The 19,582-nt window shown below is 73.2% G+C and carries 11 protein-coding genes; 6 read left to right on the forward strand and 5 right to left on the reverse strand.

Annotation, left to right across the window (positions count from 1 at the left end):
- Positions 1-24: 24 nt before the first annotated feature.
- Positions 25-1,998 (reverse strand): glycosyltransferase, encoded by a 1,974-nt coding sequence (locus ACSBPG_RS19070; RefSeq protein ID WP_435538783.1) that lies wholly within the window; start codon positions 1,996-1,998, stop codon positions 25-27.
- A 447-nt stretch (positions 1,999-2,445) separates the two neighbouring features.
- Between ACSBPG_RS19070 and ACSBPG_RS19075 the strand changes: the two genes are divergently transcribed.
- The 6 genes from ACSBPG_RS19075 (at position 2,446) to ACSBPG_RS19100 (ending at position 11,305) form a co-directional block, all read left to right on the forward strand.
- Complete coding sequence (locus ACSBPG_RS19075; RefSeq protein WP_435538784.1) at positions 2,446-3,489, forward strand: hypothetical protein; 1,044 nt, start codon at positions 2,446-2,448, stop codon at positions 3,487-3,489.
- 128 nt (positions 3,490-3,617) lie between these two features.
- The gene (locus ACSBPG_RS19080) at positions 3,618-7,634 is read left to right on the forward strand and encodes a glycosyltransferase (RefSeq protein ID WP_435538785.1); all 4,017 of its coding nucleotides are present in this window, start codon (positions 3,618-3,620) and stop codon (positions 7,632-7,634) included.
- A 31-nt stretch (positions 7,635-7,665) separates the two neighbouring features.
- Positions 7,666-8,295, forward strand: coding sequence for a class I SAM-dependent methyltransferase (locus ACSBPG_RS19085; protein WP_435538786.1), 630 nt, complete (start codon positions 7,666-7,668; stop codon positions 8,293-8,295).
- Entirely contained in the window at positions 8,292-9,542 is a 1,251-nt protein-coding gene (locus ACSBPG_RS19090) for a glycosyltransferase family 4 protein (protein WP_435538787.1), read from the forward strand. Before ACSBPG_RS19085 ends, ACSBPG_RS19090 begins: the two co-directional genes overlap by 4 nt.
- A gap of 32 nt (positions 9,543-9,574) precedes the next feature.
- On the forward strand, positions 9,575-10,573 hold the full coding sequence (locus ACSBPG_RS19095) for an SDR family NAD(P)-dependent oxidoreductase (RefSeq protein ID WP_435538788.1): 999 nt from the start codon (positions 9,575-9,577) through the stop codon (positions 10,571-10,573).
- Positions 10,574-10,609: 36 nt separating this feature from the next.
- Complete coding sequence (locus ACSBPG_RS19100; RefSeq protein ID WP_435538789.1) at positions 10,610-11,305, forward strand: nucleotidyltransferase family protein; 696 nt, start codon at positions 10,610-10,612, stop codon at positions 11,303-11,305.
- Positions 11,306-11,326: 21 nt separating this feature from the next.
- Here the strand turns inward: ACSBPG_RS19100 and ACSBPG_RS19105 are convergent, their stop codons facing one another.
- The 4 genes from ACSBPG_RS19105 to ACSBPG_RS19120 are packed head-to-tail and all read right to left on the reverse strand — an operon-like array spanning position 11,327 to position 19,476.
- Entirely contained in the window at positions 11,327-13,693 is a 2,367-nt protein-coding gene (locus ACSBPG_RS19105; RefSeq protein ID WP_435538790.1) for a glycosyltransferase, read from the reverse strand.
- A 34-nt stretch (positions 13,694-13,727) separates the two neighbouring features.
- Positions 13,728-16,322: a hypothetical protein gene (locus ACSBPG_RS19110; protein WP_435538791.1), complete on the reverse strand. Its 2,595-nt coding sequence runs from the start codon at positions 16,320-16,322 to the stop codon at positions 13,728-13,730.
- Positions 16,319-17,599, reverse strand: coding sequence for a glycosyltransferase (locus ACSBPG_RS19115; RefSeq protein WP_435538792.1), 1,281 nt, complete (start codon positions 17,597-17,599; stop codon positions 16,319-16,321). The genes ACSBPG_RS19110 and ACSBPG_RS19115 overlap by 4 nt, the downstream gene beginning before the upstream one ends.
- A complete protein-coding gene (locus tag ACSBPG_RS19120) occupies positions 17,596-19,476 on the reverse strand; it encodes a tetratricopeptide repeat protein (protein WP_435538793.1) in 1,881 nt (626 codons plus the stop codon). Before ACSBPG_RS19120 ends, ACSBPG_RS19115 begins: the two co-directional genes overlap by 4 nt.
- Positions 19,477-19,582 lie beyond the last annotated feature (106 nt).

Here is a 19,582-nt window from a genome sequence, read left to right on the forward strand (position 1 = left end):
GGATAGCGGAATTCCGCCCGGCTGTCATGGTCCGGCGCCACCGCCGGCCCAGGCGCGTTCCGGCCAGCCGAAGGACGCCTGCAGCAGGGTCAGCGGCACCGTCGCCCACGCCGCCCGCGTGTCCGCCGCCGCCGCCTCGGCCGCGGCCCGGGCGGCCGGCAGGAGATCGGCGCAGCCGCCGGCGGTCCGCGGATCGCGGGCGAACCGCTCGACGAGCGTCAGGCGCTCCGCCGCGAGGCGGGCGAGGGTGTCCGGTCCGGCGGCGGCGCGGCCGGCCAGGTGGCGCCATGCGGCGACCCCCGGCGTACGCAGGACCGTCCCCTCGGCACTGACGCGCAGCCACAGGTCGAAGGCCGCGAGGTGGCGGAACGCCGGATCGAGCCCGCCCAGGCGCAGCAGCGTGGCGCGGCGCACGACCGCACCCGGGCCGGGCAGGCAGCGGTGCCCGCTCAGCATCCGCTCGCGGCTGAACGGCTCGTCGGGAGCCGCGGCGATCGGCGCTCCCGCCTCGTCGAGGAGGGTCCATCCGGGGTAGACGGCGACCGCGTCCGGCGCCGCGTCCAGCGCCTGGACCGCGGTGGCGAGCCAGTGCGGCGCCAGCCGGTCGCCGGCGTCCACCAGCAGCACGAGATCGCCCGCGGCTTCGTCCAGCCCGTGGTTGACGCGGCCGCGGCCCGCCGGCGTGCAGAGGACCCGGGCGCCCGGCCAGCACTCGTGCACGGCGTCGCGGAGCGCGCGAAAGCGGTCGGCGCCGCGGTCGACCACGAGGAGCTCGACGTCGGCCAGCGTCTGCCGGGCAAGGTTGGCGAGAAGAGGGGGCAGCCGGCCGGCGTCGGCGGGCGCCAGGACGACCAGCGACACCCGGGCCGCCCGCCGGGGCGGCCGCGCCGGGCGCCAGGCGGCGACCGCGGCGGTGGCGAGCGGCACCGGCTGCGCCACGGCGGCCGCCAGCGCCACGGCCGGGCCGCGCGACGACGGCGCCGCGGCGGGCGGGGCGGTGTAGATGGCGTCCATGAACATGGTGCGCGGGGCCGGCAGCGGCCGCGCGCGCAGGGCCTGCCGCAGCGCCGCGGCCGCGCGCGGGAAGTCCTCCAACAGCCCCCGGAGCGATGCCGCGGCGGCGTCCAGATCGTCGGGATCCATCAGCGGCGGCCGCAGGTGGGGGTGGTTGGCGGCCAGAAACTCGCTCGCCCCGGTGCGGCGCGACAGCAGGATGGGGCAGCCGTTCATGACCGCCTCCAGTGCCACGTAGTTGAAGGCGTCGGTGCGCGACGGCACGACCAGCACGACCCGGCCGCCGTACACACGCCGGCGGATCTCCTCGTCCGACGGCGTCCCGGCGTAGACGGCGTCCAGCCCGCGCTCGGCCGCCAGGGCCGCCAGGTGCTCCGACCACCGGGTCATCGGCAGGCGTTCGTTGTCCGGCCCGGCGTAGAAGCACCGCCGGAACAGGTGCCGCGGCATCCGCGCCGCAAGCTCGAGGAACAGGTCCGGCCCCTTCGCGCCGTCGAGCCGGCCGACGTACCACAGGTCGGGGGGGCCCTCCCCAGGGGGATGTGCGGACACCGGGGGGAACGACTCGACCGTGTCGTGCATGTCCAGGACGGTGATCGGCAGCCCCACCGCGAAGTCCTCGGCCCGCGCCGTGTGCGAGATCGTGTAGCGCTGGTCGGCGGCGGCGAGGCTGTGGGTCTCCAGCGCCGTCATGCGCGGCAGCGCGTCGTCGAAGCTCGCCCGCTCCTCCGGCGTCGTGACGTACGCCGCCTGCAGCGACCGGCTGGGCCATCCCACCAGGCCGAGGGCGACCTGCCCGACGACGATGCCGAAGGCCGCCGCCACCGGCCGCACCAGATGGGCCGAGGGGCGGAACGACGGAACGTCCACGGCGTCGAAGACCATGCCCTGCAGAGGCGCCAGCAGGCGCGCCATCTCGCGCAGGCCGATCACACCCAGCCAGTCCCTGTCCGATTCGGCGGCCGAGAGGAAGGCGACGTCCATGGCCGCGTCCTGGGGATACGGGTGGGCGTTCGGGGGGAGACGGTGGCGCACAGCCGGCGCCAGATCGCGCCCGTTCGACGGATAATAGAACTCAATGTCCGGGTTTCGTTCGACAACCCGCCGGTAGAGTACTTGCCCACCGCCCAATGTCGTGTGGAAATCATAGTCGCAAATCAGCACCCTCCGGTTTCGCACCGTGTATCTCCGTCGATTGCTATTCCGGAAACCCGTGAAAAAATGTGTGTTTGCGGTGCCGGCAGGTGACGAAATTGTTAGTGTCCGTGCTTCTGTGCCCCACTGGCTACCCCGCCGGGTTGAACGAACGGCCAGTGATTTTGTCCATACTGCGAATTTCCTACTGGTATTTGGCGCGGAACACAATATAGTGTCCGAGATGGCGCGGAACTGCCATCCTTGGTTGTGTCGCTTGCAGGAGATATGGGAACCATGGCAGTCGACGTCACACTCTCTGGAGGCTCCGTCTCCAACCCGTCCACCATCGGTGTGTCCTCGACTGTTGTCGGCTCCGTCCTTTCCGACCCGAGCCTGGTGAACCAGCAGAGCATCGCCACGATCTTCACTGCGGTCGGTCAGGGAAGCGTGCAGGCGTCGGGCGTCGACAACTCCGCCTTCATCGTGCTGGACCAGAACCAAGCGGTGACGGTGGTCGGCGCGGGCGCCCAGAACCAGTTGATCGCGGGCAACGACGTCACCGGAACGACCATCAACACCACCACCGGGACGGGAACGGTGGTCGCCGGCAACGCCGGCACGGTGATCGGCCTGCTGGGCGACCAGGGAACGGGCGGCAGCTACCAGGTGTTCGGCGGACCGCAGAACGACACCATCGTCGCGACGTCCGGCTCCAACACCATCACGGGCGGGGCCGGCTCGAACCTCGTCGGCCTGAGCGGCGGCAACAACGCGCTCTACTCCGCGGGCAACGACACGGTGTTCGCGACCGGTGGCAACAACGTCATCGGCACCGGCAGCGGCTCCTCGACGGTCGTCGCGTCGTCGGGCAGCAACACCATCATCGGCGGGTCGGGCCAGAGCAACATCTTCGTGTCCGGCGGCCAATCGACGGTGTTCGGCGGGTCCGGAACGAACAGCATCTTCGCCGTGGAGCAGGGGGCGCTCTACGCGGTCGGCGGCAACCAGGGCGGCGGCTCGACCAACCTGATCGGCGCCGGGGCGGCGGACACCCTGTTCGGCGGCACCGGCTCGACCGGCATGCTGGGCGGCGCCGGCGACAACCTCTTCGTGTTCAGCACGGTGTTCGGCGGCGGCTCGACCACCATCGGCGATTTCGGCGCGGCCGGCAGCAACAACCGCATCCTCGTGCAGGGGTATTCCGGGGTGACCGCCGAGTCGCTCGTCCAGAACGCCCAGGTCAGCGGCGGCAACACCGTCATCACGCTGCCCGACAACACCACCATCCTGCTGAGCGGCATCACCAATCTGTCCGCCAATTCGATCGTCGTCCAGTAAGGCTCTGCGCACCCGCCGGCGTGCACGCGCGGGGGAGGGGACGGTCGTGTGGGCATGGCCTTCGGCGAACGCCCGGCCGGCCGCGGCCGCGCCGGGGCGTCGCGTGCGAATTCGGTTCGGGGACGACGGTGCTCGAGTTTGAGCGGGTTTTCGAGCAGGGCGATCGGGCCAGGGCCGAAGCCCTGGCCCGGACCGCTCTGGGCGACGAAGAGGATCACGATGCCGCGCTCGTGATCCTCGCGCAGTGCGCGGTCATCCGCGGCGACCGGCCCGAGGCCATCCGCTGGGCCGAGCGGGCCCATCGGCGGTCCCCCGACCTGCAATCGGTCGCCGCCCTGTTGGCCGCCCTTCACCTGGCCGACGGCAACCCCGCGCGTGCGCTTGCGGTCGTGGCCGACTTCGCCGAGGACGATCTCTTGCCGGAGACGGCCATCGCGCGCAGCCACGCGCTGGCCTCCGCCGGCCGGCTGGACGAGGCCATCGCCGGCGCCGTGCGGGCCCTGGCGCGCTTCCCCGTCGAACAGACCCCTCATCTGGCCGCCCTGCTCGGCCGGCTTGTCGGTTTGGCCGAGGCCCCTGGTTGGGTGTCCATCGGCCCGGATGGCCGGCTGGTCGGCGCGGTGCGCCCGCCGGCCCCCGGGCGGGCGGCCCCGCGCCTCCGGATCGCGGCCGACGGAGAAGCCGCGCGCCGGCTGGACGTCGAGGTCGGCGAGCCGCCACCGGACTCGCCGCTCCTGCCGGTCGCGGCGGCGGTCGGCGCCCTGGCCGACGGCCGGGCGCTGCACGTCTGCGCCGACGGCCGTCCCCTGATCGGCTCCGGCCAACCGCCCCGCCCGGCGCCGGCGATCGAGGGCGACGCCATCCTTGCCGACGACACGCTTGAGGGGTGGGCCTGGGTGCCCGCCCTGCCGCAGCTTCGCGTCACCATCCGCGTCACCGACGGGCACGGTGCCGGCGCGACGGTCACGGCCGATCGCTTCGATCCGGTGCTGCGCCACGCGCAGGTCGGGGATGGACGGCACGGGTTCTCCCTCGACCTCGCCGCGACCGCGTTGCGCCCCGGCCGGCTGCGCGTGTGCGCCGAAGCCGAGGCGCCGGCGGTGGCCGGCGCCGATCTGACGGGCGGCCCGGTCCTGTGGACCGACCGGGGCGAAGCGTTCCGGCAGGTGCTGCGGATCGCCGACGCCGTCGCGGGCGGCGGGGATGGAGGCTGGCGCGAGGCGGAGCCCATGACCGGAACCGTTCGCGACGGGGTCGCCGCGCTGCTGCGGCGGCTGCCGTCGCCGGTCTCGGCGGGCGCACGCCGGCCAGCCAGCACGCCGCATCGGGCGGCCGGTGTCGACGTCGTGATTCCCGTCTACCGCGGGCTGGACGAGACGATGGCGTGCATCGGGGCGGTGCTCGACACCGTCGGCGCCGACGCCGACGTGGTGGTGGTGGACGACGCCAGCCCGGACCCCGCCCTGTCCGCCGCGCTGGCCCGGCTGGCGTCGCGCGGACTGATCCAGCTCCTGGTCAACCCGGAGAACCTCGGTTTCCCGGGAGCGGCCAATCGGGGGCTCGCGCGCCATCCCGGACGCGACGTCGTGCTGCTGAACAGCGACGCGCTGGTGCACGGCGACTGGTTGGCGCGGCTGCGCAACGCCGCCTACTCGGCCGCCGACATCGGCACCGTCACGCCCCTGTCGAACGATGGGGAGATCGTCAGCTATCCCGGCGACGGGGCGAACCGCACGCCCCCCGCCGCCGCCGACGCCGCACGGATCGACGCCCTGGCGCGCCGCTGCAACGGAGCGGTGCGGGTCGAGATCCCGACGGCGGTCGGATTCTGCACCTACATCCGCCATGACTGCCTGGCGGAGACCGGTCTGCTGGACGCCGCGCTGTTCGGCCGCGGATACGGCGAGGAGAACGACTTCTCCCTGCGCGCCCGCCGGCTCGGCTGGCGCCACGTGGCGGCGGCCGACGTCTTCGTGACCCACGTCGGCGGGCGCTCGTTCGGACGGCGCAAGGCGGTCCAGACACGGCGCAACCTGCGGACCGTCAACCGCATCCACCCGGGCTACGAGGATCTGATACGCCGCTTCCGCGCCGAGGATCCGCTGGCGCCGGCACGGCGCCGGCTCGACCTGGCCCTGTGGGCGGCCCGGAACGACCGGCGCCCGGCGCTTCTGGTGATCGCGTTCGGCCGCGCCGGCGGGGTGGCGCGGTTCGTGGAGGAGCGCGTCGCGGCGCTGCTGGCCGCCGGGCGGCGGGTGCTCCTTCTGACACCGCACTCCGAAGCGGACGACGCGGTGCCGCGCTGCCGGGTCAGCGATGCCCGGCGGCCGGACACCGGCGATCTGGTGTTCCGGACCGGCGACGAGATCGACGCGCTCGTTGCGATGCTGGCGGCGGTGCCGGTCGCCGAGGTCGAGATCCAGCACGTTCTCGACCACGACCCCGCGGTGCTGACGTTGCCGCAGCGCCTGGGCGTGCCCTACGACGTGTTCGTGCACGACTACGTGTGGATCTGCCCGCAGGTGTGCCTGGTCGATGCCGGCAACCGGTACTGCGGCGAGCCGGACCTGGACGGCTGCGACCGGTGCGTGCGGGAAACGCCGCCGGCATCGGGGGAGACGCTTTCGGTCGCCGACCTGAGGGCGCGGTCGCGCCGTGTTCTCGGCGAAGCCCGGAGGGTCGTCGTTCCCACCCGCGATGTGGCCGAGCGCCTGACGCGCCATCTCGGGGCGATCGCCGCGGAGGTCGTGCCCTGGGACGACACCCCGGCGCCGCCGCCGGCACGCACGGGCCGTCCCGCCGCCGGTGCGCGCCGGCGGGTCTGCGTGATCGGCGCCATCGGGCACAACAAGGGCTACGGCGTCCTGCTCGACTGCGCCCGCGACGCGGCGCGCCGCGACCTGCCGCTGGAGTTCGTGGTGGTCGGCCACAGCCGCGACGACGCGGCCCTCTTCGCGACCGGGCGCGTCTTTCTCACCGGGCGGTACGACGAGGACGAGGCGGTGGCGCTGGTCCGGCGTCAGGCGGCGGACGCCGCCTTCCTTCCCTCGGTCTGCCCGGAAACCTGGAGTTACGCGCTGTCGCTCGCCTGGCAGGCCGGCTTGGAGGTTGTCGCCTTCGACCTCGGCAGCGTCGCCGAGCGCATCCGCGCCCGGGGCGGCGGCCAACTCCTGCCGCCCGACACCCCGGCGCGGGCCATCAATGACCGATTGCTCGCCGTCGGCGCGGTGCCCGACGCCGTGCCGACGGCGACCACCCGACACGGCGTGGGCTCGTCGCCCGTGCCCGCCTTTCCCACCAGCAGAGGTCTCTCCACCATGCTTCCGTCCGTAACGGCTCCCCCCGCCCAGGAGCGGTCGCTGAGTGCGGTCGCCCAGGCCCTCTCCTTGCAGCCGGGCATCTATTCGTTCGCCGTCGTCCGCGGGGACGGCGGCGGGTCGCAAGGCGGGGTGGCCCTTCCCCTGCCCAGCATCTCGCTCGCCCCGGCTCCGTTCTGCGCCGGCGACGTCGAGATGCTGGGCGGCGGGGAACTCGGTTGGCTGTCCAAGCCGGGGGACACGGTGGTCGTCAAGGTGTCGCGCAAGCCCTGCGAGATGATCCTGACGTCCTACCAGCCCCAGAATTTCACCGGACAGGCCCTGGGCATCCAGATGACCCGCCTCGACGCGCCGCCGGGGCAGGCGCAGCCGGCCGCGGTCCCGGTGTCGGAGATCCGGCTGCGGTTCGTCGCCCATGTGCAGAACTTCGGCGACGTCTCGGCGCAGAGCGGGGAATGGGCGGGGTCGCCCGACCGCAAGCTGTGGATCGAGGGGTTGTCGATCGCCCCGCTCGACCACCTGCCCGCCGACGGCATCGAGTACAAGGGCCTGAGCGCCAAGGGGGTGGAGACGCCGTGGGTGACGGGGGGCGGCTACTGCGGGTCGCGGGGCGAAGGGACGCCGCTGACCGGCTTGGCGGTCCGCCTGCGGGAGCCCTACGCCGACCGCTTCGACTGCGTGTACGAGGTGATGTGCCTGAGCGGTGCCCGCAGCCCCGTCCTGGCCAACGGGCGCCCCTACCGCTCCGACGCGGTGGGCGACCCGATCCAGGCCTTCACCGTCCGCGTCGTGCCGAGCGGGACCGTCGCCGCCGCGCGTGGGCGCTGATGCGGCGCCGCCCCCGCCGCCGGTGGCGGCGATGACGGCCGAGCGCGCGGACGCGCCGCGATGCCGGACGGTGCTCAACGTCGGGTGCGGGCCGAGCGCGCCGGCCCGCGTCCACACGTTGTTCCCGGCCCCGGCGTGGCGGGAGGTCCGCATGGACCTCGACCGCCGCGTCGCCCCGGACATCGTGGGCTCGATCACCGACCTGTCGATGCTTCCCGACGCGAGCGTCGACGCGGTGTGGTCGTCGCACATGCTGGAGCATCTGCACCGCCACGAGGTCGGTCCGGCGCTGCGCGAGGTGTGGCGGGTTCTGGTGCCCGGCGGTGCCCTGGTGGCGGTGGTCCCCGATCTGCAGCGGGTGTGCCGGTACGTGGCCGAGGATCGCCTCGACGAGGTGCTGTACACGGCGCCGGCCGGCGCGGTGACGGCGTGCGACATCATCTTCGGGTTCGGCGAGGCGATCGCCGCCGGGAATCCGTTCATGGCCCACCGCACCGGTTTCACGCCCAGCGTCCTGCTGCGCGACCTCCAGGGTGCGGGCTTCGATCCCATCCTGTTGCGCCGGCGCGAGGTGCTGGAGCTGGAGGCGATCGCCCACCGTCCGTTCCCGGATGGGCGGCCGATTCCGGAGATCCTCTTCCAGGCACCCGCACCGCGATGAACGTTCTCTTCCTGCACCAGAACTGCCCCGGGCAGTTCCTGCACCTCGTCCGCCACCTCTCCGGCGTCGCCGGGAACCGGGTGGTGTTCATCACCCAGCACCAGTCGGGCCGGCTCGCGAACGTCGAGGTGATCGGCTACACCCCCTTCCGGGAGGTGGCCCGCGGCACGCACCACTACATCGCGGACCTGGAAAAGGGCGTGATCGCCGGGCAATGCGTCTATGAGATCTGCCTGGACCTGAAACGCCGGGGATTCCGGCCGGACATCGTCATCGGCCACACCGGCTGGGGCGAGACCCTGTACATCAAGGACGTCTGGTCCGACGTGCCGGTGCTCGGCTACTTCGAATTCTATTACCGGATGCATGGCGCCGACGTGGGGTTCGACCGGGACGAGCGGGTCACCCTGGACGACCCGCCGCGCATCCGCACCAAGAACGCGATCACCCATCTGAGCTGCGACGGCGCCGATTGGGGCGTCACGCCGACGCAGTGGCAATGGTCGCTGTTTCCCGAACGGATGCGGCAGCGGATCAGCGTCGTCCACGAGGGCGTCGATACCGCCGTCATCCGGCCGAACCCCGACGCATGGCTCCAGCTTCCGACGGGGCGGCGGGTGACGCGGCGCGACGAGGTCGTCACCTACGTGGCCCGCAACCTCGAGCCCTACCGCGGATTCCACATCTTCATGCGCGCGCTTCCCGAACTGCTGCGCCGCCGGCCGGAGGCGCAGGTGCTGGTCGTCGGCGGCGACGGCGTCAGCTACGGGCCGCCGCCGCCCTCGGGAACCTTCCGCGAGATCCTGTTGCGCGAACTCGACGGGGTGGACCTGTCGCGCGTGCACTTTCTCGGACACCTCAACTACGCGCTCTATCTCAACGTGCTGCAGGTGTCGGCGGCGCACGTCTACCTCACCTATCCGTTCGTCCTGTCCTGGTCGTTCCTCGAAGCCCTGGCGGCCGGTTGCGCGGTCATCGGCGCGGCCACCCAGCCGGTCGAGGAGTATCTGCGGGACGGGGAGAACGGACTTCTGGTGGATTTCTTCGACCCGGCCGCTGTGGCCGGTCGGATCTGCGAGGTGCTCGGCCACGCCGACCGCATGCAGGCGATGCGCGGGCGCGCCCGCGCGATGGTCGTCCGCGACTTGGATGTGGCCACGGTCACGCTGCCGCGCCAACTCGACCTCATTGAAACGGTGATGAACAGAGTGCAGGGCTCCAAGAAAATCTCTACAGTTCTCCTGTAATTGTCATGTCGATTTGGTTGAATGAGGGTCTGATGAATCATCTCAAAGGGGTGAAGTGCCTGGTCACCGGGGCCGGCGGATTCATCGGCAGCCATCTCGCCGAGGCGCTGGTGCGCGAGGGTGCGGCCGTCACGGCGATGGTCCGCTACAACGGCCAGGGGGCGACGGGTAACCTCGCGCTGGCCGATCCGGCGCTGACCCGCGAGATGCGCCTCGTGTTCGGCGACGTGCGGGACGTCGAGCACGTCGACCGCCTGGTGCAGGAGGCGGAGGTCGTCTTCCATCTGGCCGCGCTGATCGGCATCCCCTATTCCTACGTGGCGCCTCGCAGCTACCTGGAGACCAACGTCGCGGGAACGCTGAACGTGCTGGAGGCGGTGCGGCGGCACGGCGTGGGCCGCATGGTCCACACCAGCACGTCCGAGGTCTACGGCTCCGCGATCCGGACGCCCATCGACGAAGCCCATCCCCTGCAGGGGCAGTCGCCCTATTCGGCGTCGAAGATCGCCGCCGACCGGTTCGCCGAAAGCTATTTCCGGTCCTTCGGCGTGCCGGTCGTGACGGTCCGCCCCTTCAACACGTACGGCCCGCGCCAGTCGGCGCGCGCCTTCATCCCCTCGGTGGCGGCCCAGGCGCTGGGCGGCCGGGGCGAGATCCGCGTCGGGTCGCTCGACCCCGTCCGCGACATGACGTACGTGGCCGACACGGTCGGCGGCTTCATCGCCGCCGCCAAGGCCAGCGGCGTGGAGGGGGAGGAGATCAACCTCGGCACGGGAACGGCGCACACCATGCGCGCCATGGCCGGGCGCATCCTCGCCCTGGCGGGGCGCGACCCCGGCGCCCTGGTCGAGGACGCCGCGCGCGTCCGGCCCGCCGCCAGCGAGGTCGCCTGCCTGATCTCCGACAACACCAAGGCACGCGAGCGGCTGGGATGGTCGCCGACCACGACCCTGGACGAGGGGCTCGGCCATACGCTGGACGCCATCCGCGCGCACCCGGACCTCTACGCCATCGACCGCTATGCGGTCTGATCCACCCATCTTTCCCCCATCGGTGTCGATCCTCACATGCATGCCGTGATCCTGGCCGGAGGGCGGGGCTCCCGCCTCGCCCCCTACACGACCATTCTCCCGAAACCGCTGATGCCGGTCGGCCATATGCCGATCCTGGAACTGATCCTCCGGCAGTTGCGGTCCTATGGCTTCAGCGACGTCACCCTGGCGGTGGGCTATCTGCAGCACCTCATCCGTGCCTATTTCGGCGAGGGCGAGCGCGTCGGGCTGCAGCTGCGATACAGCGAGGAGGAGGTGGTGCTGGGAACGGCCGGTCCGCTGGCCCGCATCGTCGACTCCCTGCCGGAGGACTTCCTGGTGATGAACGGCGATGTCCTCAGCGACATCAACTACGACGATCTGATCCGCGCCCACGCCGAGCGCGGCGCCGCGGCCACCATCGCCAGCCATGAGCGGGAGGTGAAGATCGAGTTCGGCGTTCTGATGACCGACGAGGAGGACCGGCTGCTCGGCTACCAGGAGAAGCCCGTGCTGCGGCATCTGGTCAGCATGGGCATCTACATGCTGCGGCGCGACGCGGTGCGGCCGTTGCTCAGCGAGGGGCAGTATCTCGACATGCCCGACCTCATCCGCACGCTCGCCGAGCGCGGGGAGCAGGTCCACTGCCACCGCTCCAGCGGACTCTGGCTGGACATCGGGCGTTCGGAGGATTACGTCACGGCGCAGACCCTCGTCGAGCAACTGCCGTAGCCCGAACCCGGGCGCCGTCGGTCACGCCTCGTCGCCGCGCCCGGCGTCCGCGTGCCACTGCAGGAACAGGTCCACCCAGTCCTCCGCCGCCGTTCCGGGGGGACAGAGGCGTGTGAGGCGACGGCCGCGGCAACGCTCGATCATGCCGGCGACGGCCGTCCCGGCGACCGGCAGCATCGACCACATGGCGACGTCCAGTTCCCACAGCCAGTCGCGGTCCCGTTCGTAGGGCAGCCAGGCGAGATGGGGGGCGATGCCGGCGATCGCGTCCCAGGCCTCGTTCGGCTCCACGGCGGGATGGGTCACCAGGGGCCCGCCGGCCGACGCGCCGTCGACCCGGCCCAGCGCATGGACCCGGATGGGAAGGCCGCGGCGCTCGACGAGGGCCACCAGCCGGGCCATGGTCGCGCTGCCCTCCGCCGGCCCGGCGTCGCCGATGACCAGGACCCGCAACGGCTCTCCGCTCCGCCGTACGAAGGGCCGGACGCTCCGCCGTTCGAGAGGGTAGCGCAGCGTCGGGGGCTCGCACGCCACCGCCGCCCCCGGAACATGCCGGCCGATGGCCCCCGCCAGGGCCGGCGACGCCGCGACCACCCGCCGGGCCTGGCGCAGCAACGCTTCGGACGGAACCAGGCTGCGGTCGGCCACCACCACCTCGTAAGGGCGCTGCAGGCGTCCGGCCAGTGCCGGCACCAGCGCCTCGACCGACCGGACGTCGTGGATCTCGAGGGCGGCGACACCGAGGAGGGCAGTTGCGTCCCGCAACGGGGCCAGCCCGTCGGGCACGTGGAACCGGAAGCGCAGCGGCGCGCGCCGGCCCGCGGGGTAGACCAGCAGCGATGATGCCCGCTCGTCCTCAATGGCTGCCATCACCGCGTTGACCGGCCCGCGGGCGGCCTCGAACCGGCGCGCCAGGAAGGAGCGGACCAGCGGGCTCTCCAGCCGGGTCACGATCAGATGCACGGGGTGGCCGGGCGTGAACCCGTGGCGCCACTCGTTCAGCCGGGCGATGTCCTCGTCGGAGCCGGAGAAGGCGTCGATGCGCACCGGCAGGGACGCCGGCGCGACGAAGGACGTGGTCTGCGGCTCGGGCGCCGGATAGGTGGTCGTCGGCAGCGCGGCGACTCCGTCGGCCGGAGCGCCCGCCAGGGCGGCGGCGACCCCGGGGATGGCGGCGCGACGGAACGCCCAGCCCTCGATCGGCAGCAGCGCCGGCGTCGGCGCGCCGGGGCGGGCGACCGGCGCCCCGCCGCTCAGCACCGCCGCCAGGGCCTGTGCCAGCCGGTCCTCCTCCGGCACGGCGCCGGCGATCACGACGATGTCCTCGCGCGCGGCCGCCGCGGCGGTGAGGAGGTCGGCGACGCCGGGAGACGCGGTCGCGACGACCACCCCCCCGTCCCACGCCGCGAGGGCCCGGTCCAGGGCGTCGCGGTCGCCGGTGATGCCAAGGTCGACCACCAGCACCTGGCGCGGCCGGATCCGGCGGTCCTCCAGCGCGCCGAGGCGCTGGACGATCGCGGCCGCCGGCCCGCCGCCGACCAGCGCCAGGGTGAACGGCTGGCGTTCCAGCGCGGCGGCCATGCGCCCGCGCAGATAGCGCGCCACGCCGGGATAGGGCAGCGGCAGCCCCAATGCCCACCACAGGAATCCCGATTCGGAGCCGCCATAGGCCTCCATGACCGCCGGGGACACCTTGTCGAGGGCTCGGACGAAGCACATGCCCGCCTCGTCGAACATCACCAGCTCGCGCGACCCCTGGGCCGGATGCTGGCGGTTGACGACCCCCAGCGTCGCGCAGCGGACGAACGGGACACGGCCGATCAGTTGGAACCACAGGAAATTGTCCTGCGTCCTCGGCAGCCCGGGGTCGAAGCCATGGTCCAGCAGCACCGAGCGCGGAATGAGCATGGCGCAGCCGTTGAAGGCGACATGGAAGTAGGCCTCGAGAGGGCGGTTCGTCAGATCGAGGTGCGTGCAGTCGTTGATGCCGTCCGGGATCGGCGTCCCCTTGTCGTCCATGACGTCCCAGTCGCTGACGACGATGCAGGGGCGGCCGAACCGACGCCATGCGGCGATCTGCGTTTCGATCTTGTTCGGCCGGTACACGTCGTCGTGGCTGAGCCAGCAGAAGAAGGCACCCCGCATCGTCGCGATGCCGGCGTTCAGCGCCGTGGACACCCCGCCGTTCGGTTTGTGGACGTAGCGGATCCGATCGCCGTAGCGCATGGCCACGGCGCGCGTGGCCCCGCCGTCGTCGGACCCGTCGTCGACCACGATGACCTCGATGGCCCGGTATGTCTGGGCCAGGGCGCTGTCGATCGCCTCGCCCAGGAAATCGGCGCCGTTGAAGACGGGAATCACGATGGAAACGAGGGGATCGGCGGTCATGTTCGGGGAGCCCGGCGGCGGAGGGGACGGGGGGTCACAGGCTGTTCCGGTTGGTGACGGGGGTCAGCCGGGCGTTGCGCAGCGCCGCGCCGGCCGGACCGGTCAGCAATCCGGGATCGATGGCGGCGATCCGGGTGCAGCGCAGGGCACGCACCAGGCGGAACGCGCCGTCCAGCGGGGCACCGACGGCGACCGCGTCGTCGCCCAGGCGGTCACGGATCTCGGCGCGGTCGGCGCCGTGCAGCAGCATGAACAGTGCGGTTTCCTCGGCGGGAAGCGCCGCCGCCGCCGCCGCCGCGCGGACCGTATGATGCGGGTCGCCGGGATCGAGCAGCAGCAGCACCGTGCCGGTGGCGACGGGCTTGCGACGCAGCAGCAGCAGCGCCCAGTCCTCCTCGTCCGCCTCGCCGACCATCGCAACCCGTCCGCACGCGCCGGTGCGCAGGGCCCACAGCCTGCGGATCAGCGGGAGCCGGTCCGCGGGCGGCGTCCGCCGGAGGACCGCGCTCATCTCCGGCCCGTCCAGGATCGCGTCGGGCGCGCATCCGGCGGCCAGTCCGACGGTCAGGAAATGGCGCAGGGCCTCGGCGCTGGGATGGCGGCTGCCGAGATGGCGCTCCATGTACCAGGCCGTGGCGAACTCGCGCACCGGACGGCATCCCGCGGCCGCTCCGGTCACCACGAAATGCTCCAGGGGCGAGAGGCCGGCATCCTCCCCTGCCATCGCCGTCCGGCGATACCAGGACGGGTCGAACCAGGGGTTGGGCGACCGCTCCTCGCGCCAGCCGTGGTGCAGGTAGTGCCAGCGTGGATCCACCTGCGCCGCGGCGACGTCGGGATAGCGGACGCGGTACCAGTCGGCGTCGACCAAACCCGTCATGGTCTCCACGGCGTCCCGCACCCGGCTCTCCCGCAGGCGCGCAAAGGTCTCGCCGGTGCGCGCCGCCACGGGAAGGCCGCGCAGCGTCCGGCGGGTCGACGGATCGTCCAGCAGCGGCTCCGGCACCGCGCCGGCAGCGACGCCCGATTGCAGAAAGTGCAGGAGCGCGCGGTGGCTGGGGGCGGCGCCGAGGTGCCGACGGGCATACCACACGAGGTCGAAATGAGGGTGCGGCCGCCGCCCCTGTGCGCCGCCGGTCCGGATGAAATGCAGCAGCGGGCAACCGTCACCCACCTCGTCGCGGTTCGCCTGCGCGTACCAGCGCGTCTGGAACCAGGGATTCGGGTCGCACCCTTCCTTCCAGCCGACCGACAGGTAATGGGAGACCGGACCGAGATCCGGCCGCGATCGCTCGGGATAGCGGTCGCGATACCACGCCGCGTCGATGAAGGGTGCGGCCTCGGCCTCCCCGCCGTAAGGCGGCGTCGCATCCCGGTCGCCGTCCGTGATCGCCGGGAGGGACACGAGCGGCCCGGTGCGCTGCAGGGCGTACCAGAACGGCCCTTCTCCCGCGCGCAGACGACCGAGGAGTGCGGGGGTGAGAGAGCCGGTTCGGAAGAGCGTCCCGACGATCGGGGAGGCCGCGACCGCCGTCCGGCCGGGCGCCTGCGGCCCGAAGCAGGCGGCGCCGTCCAGGGCCACCAGGTGGAGCAGCTGCGCCGCCAGCAGGGGGGCGGGAGGCGGATGCCAACCGTCGACGGCCACGCCGTGGGCCGATCCGCTCGCCGCAAGGGCCGTCAGCAGGCCGGCGGGATCGTCCGGTGCGCGGATGACCCGGGCGCCCGGCACGCCCAGATCCGCGGCGCTGCGCTCCGGCCCGCCGACCACCGCGACCGTCAGGTCGCCCGCCCCGATCAGGTCGGCCATGAGCGTGGCGAGCCGCGTCGCCAGGGCGGGGCAGGGGGACGTCGCGAAGCCGCGGTGCGTCTCGACCACCAGAGCGCGCCGTTCCGCGAGCGGTGCCCCGCCGTCCGTGGGGAGGCGCGCGAGCAGCCCGTCGGCGATCGCCGCGCGGTCGCTGCGGCCGGCGGGGAGGCCCCGGTGCGCGGCCGCATCCGCCACGCCCGCACGCTCCGGGGGCCGTGCAGGGTGCAGGCGTGCCGCCGCGACTTGCCGGAGAGGGTGACGGGGAACCAGGCCCGCCAGCAGGTCGAGTTCGGGAAGGGGGCTGTCCCCGCTGAATCCGCCGGCCGTGACGACGCCGTCGCGCGGCAGGAGGACGCCGGTCACCGGGGCCGATCCGCCCAGCATGCGGCCCAGCAGCGCCATGGCTCCGGCGTCCGTTCCGTGGTCCGGCGCCTCGCCCGCGCCGTCCGTGGCATCCTGCGGCACCAGCAGCGCGGCCGCCGCGGGCAGCGCCTCGACCGCGTCCCAGGGAACCGGGACCTGGAGGCGGTCGCCCGCCCGCAACCAACCGACCCGCCGCCCCGACGTCGCGTCGAACCCGCGCCGCAGCGTGGCGCCCCAGGGCTCCCCGTCGGCGCCGTGCACCCGGCGCAGCCGGTCATCCCAGGACCGGGCCGCGCCTGATGCGGCGTGGTGGGCGGCCGGCGAGCCGCACACCAGCACCACCTCGACCGCCTGGCCGGGGCTTGCCAGCAGGCAGTCGAGCGTTGCCGCCACGGCGCCGTCGGCGGCGCCGGCGCCGTCACTGACAAGGACCATGATCGAAACGTTGGGCGGGGTCATGTGGCGCTCTTCAGGGGAACATCGGCCGCGTCGCGGACCGACAGGGCGGTGCGATAGGCGCCGACGGCCCGTGGGCCGTTGATGCGGGCGTTCCAGCGTTCCTCGACGACACGCCGGTTGGCGGCGACGCAGCCATCCACCAGCGCGTCGTCCGTCGCCGCGCGGACGATCATCCGGGCGAGCCCGGCGACGTCGTGGGGCGAGACCAGGAATCCGGTCTTCCCCGGCACCAGCCATTCGTCGGCCGCCGAGGTGTCGCTCTGGATCGGAAAGGTGCCGACGCTCATCGCTTCCAGCATGACCGTCGGGGTGCCGTCGGAGATGCCCACGCCCACCACGGCGCGGGCGCCGGCGATTCGCCGGATCACGTCCCGGTAGGTGGCGAGGTGGGGAACGCGGTCGATCGCCAGGCCGTCCCATTCGCTCAGGGTGCGGGCCGTGTCGGCGACCACCGGCGCGGGGCTGAGCAGGCCGATGGTGAACCCCGTCAGGGCGGGGGCCGCCAGATGGATGGCGGCGAGGGTGCTGAGCGCCCGCCCGGACCAGCCGTGCAGGCCCTTGACGAGGATCTCGCGGCGGCGCGAGGGGGGCGGCAGGCTGTCGAGGGACGGCAGCATGTCGATGTCGATGCCGCCCGATGCCGGCATCACCGGGAGCGTCGGTCCGGTGTAGCCGAGATCCCGGAACAGCGCGACGTCGCGTTCGCTGTCCGACAGGTAGGCGTCGACGGATCGGGCGATCTCGCGCAGCCGTGCGGGCTCGTCCGGGACCTTTCGGTAGAGGTACACGTCACTCCCCCAACTCGACAGCATCCATGGCGGCATCGCCGGGCCGAGGAGACGCTTGACCGCCATGCAGAGGTAGCCGGCGAACTGGGTCTCCAGGGAATGGACGAGCGCCGGGCGGAGCCGGGTGATCGCCTCGAGCAGATGGGCCGGCCGGGAGAGCCCGTCGGCGTTGTCCATGAAGCTCGGCAACCATGGCGCGTAGCCGAGGAACGTGTCGAGCCCGGCCACCCGCGCGGCATCGACGCACTCCGGCGGGAACACCGACACTTGGTCGGCGGGCAGCGCGTCGACGTCCGCCCGGTCGCGCACGACCGGCAGTCCGGACAGCTCGTGGCAGAATCCGCCGGCGGCGACCGGCAACAGGACGAAGGAGATCCCGCGCCCGCGGACCACGTCGAGCCAGCGTGCCGTGTGCACGCTGTTGGACATGGCGACCACCAGGACCACGGGCCGGCGCGGCGGCGTGGCGGCGGCGTGCGGCGTGCTCATGCGACACCCCTTCGATCGAAAGCACCGCCGCCCTCCGCCGGGAGGTCCGCAACGGCCCGGACCAGCCGCGCGCCGAACGCTTCGGGATCGAACGCGGCGTCGCCCAGCGAGAGGACGGCGGGGCTCACCCATTCGGGATCGGGAAACTGGATGGCGACCAGCGTCGGCACGCCCAGCCGTTCGGCCGCATCGAGGCGGAGGTGCGCGGCGGAGCGGAAGGCGATCCCCGCATAGAGCGCCGCACCCTGGAGTCCCTCGCCGTCCGGCTGCGCCGTCACGTCGAGGCCGGTGTCCCAGCGCAGTGCGTCAAGCGCCAGCCCGACGTCGCGTTGGCGCACGTCGAGGAAGCGCAGCCGGCAGTCCGCGAGGGCCTCGGCGCACCAGTACAAGGCGGACACCACGAGGAAGGCGCGGCCGAACGACGACTCCGCGCCGTCGAGCGCGATGATCGGGCCCTGGCCGGCGCCGCGGTTGCCCGTCACGGGGAGACGGGGTGGCCGCCGGTGCCGCGGTGGCGCGGCCGGCGGCGACGGCGCCCCCCCCGGGCCGGGCCCGACCTGGGGGCGGCCCAGAGCGGCCAGCTTGGCCCGGGCGTCGTAACCCAGGTCCTCGATGGCGACGAGGTCGTCCAGGACCGCGAGGGCGAGCTGACGGGCACCGGATGCCGCGGCCCCGTCGACCAGCGCGTCGATCAGCCGGCCGCGCAAGTCGCCCGGCGGCGCCGAGGCGATCACCGCGCGTCCGGCCTGCAGTGCGGCGTCGAGGTCGTCGAGCAGACCGCTCAGGCGGCCGATCTCGCGCAGGTCGGGGGCGTCCGGCGCGCCGGCGCACAACCCCTGGCACCGCGCGGCGAGCGCACCGTCCGCATCGCCGCGGCGCAGCCGGATGTCGGCGAGCAGGCCGGCCCATTCCCGGCCGGGCAACGGGCGCTGCCGCAGCACCGCCTCCGCCTCGTCGAGCGCGCCGCCCGCCAGATGGATGCGCGCGAGGTCCACTCGAAGCGCCGGCATCAGGCCGGCCGGCCCCGCCTCGCCCTCGCGCAGGACGGCCTCGACGTGCCCGACGGCGCCCGCATGGTCGCCCGCCGCCAAGCGGGCTCGCGCCTCGACCAGCGACCAGAAGGGCGTGCCGTGGAGCGCGCCGCAGGCCGGCCGGTCGGCGGCGCGCTGCGGCGGTTCGGCGGCCGCGGCAGGGTCGGTGTCGTATCCGAACAGTTCGAAGTCCCGCCGGAACAGGCGCTCGACGGCGGCGCGCGTGGCCCCGGTGCACGGGACACCGTCCTGGCCGGGGAAGGGATCGCCGGGGCCGGCATCGTCGGGGGCGCCCAGGCGCGCCGTGACGGCCGTGTAGTCGGCACCGTACCGTTCCAGGGCGCCGACGAGATGGTATGGGAACCCGTCGGCCAGCAGCCAGTCGGCCTGGGGTGCCAGGTCCGCGGGGCGGCGCTCGTCGGGCAGGGCGTCCAGCAGCGCCACGAAAGCGTCGAAATCGAGCGGCTCGGTCATGGGGCGGACGGCGGCCAGCCGGAACCGCCGGCCGGCGACCGTGTCCACCGCGATGTCGGCGCGGTGGGCGGCCAGCAGGCGCCGGTAGGGATTGGCGACGAAGGCGAATCGCAGCGCGTCCTCACACCGTCGCGCGAAGCGGTCGGGGTCGCCGTCGGCGATGCCGAACCAGGGGCGCGCGTCGGCAGCGCTGGCCGCCCATGCCCTGGTCGGAGCCTCCGCCAGCCCGTAGCGATGCTCGAGCGCCCACAGGCGGCGCCGCGTATCTGCGGCGCCCGTGTGGGGTGCCGACGCGTACAGATAGGGGGCCGACCGGCTGGCGTGGAAGCCTGCGCCGAGGTGCGCATAGCCGAGGAGGGCGGGAATGTGCATCGTCGTGCCTCGCTGCAGCGCCGGGCGCCGGGGTGGGGACGGGTACCGCGTGGTGTGCCGGCGTCAGGATGTCACGGACGACACGCTGGACAGGCGCGCGTGCCCG

This window comes from Azospirillum sp. ST 5-10 (genome assembly GCF_051225715.1).
In the GTDB taxonomy this organism is placed as follows: Bacteria; Pseudomonadota; Alphaproteobacteria; order Azospirillales; family Azospirillaceae; genus Azospirillum.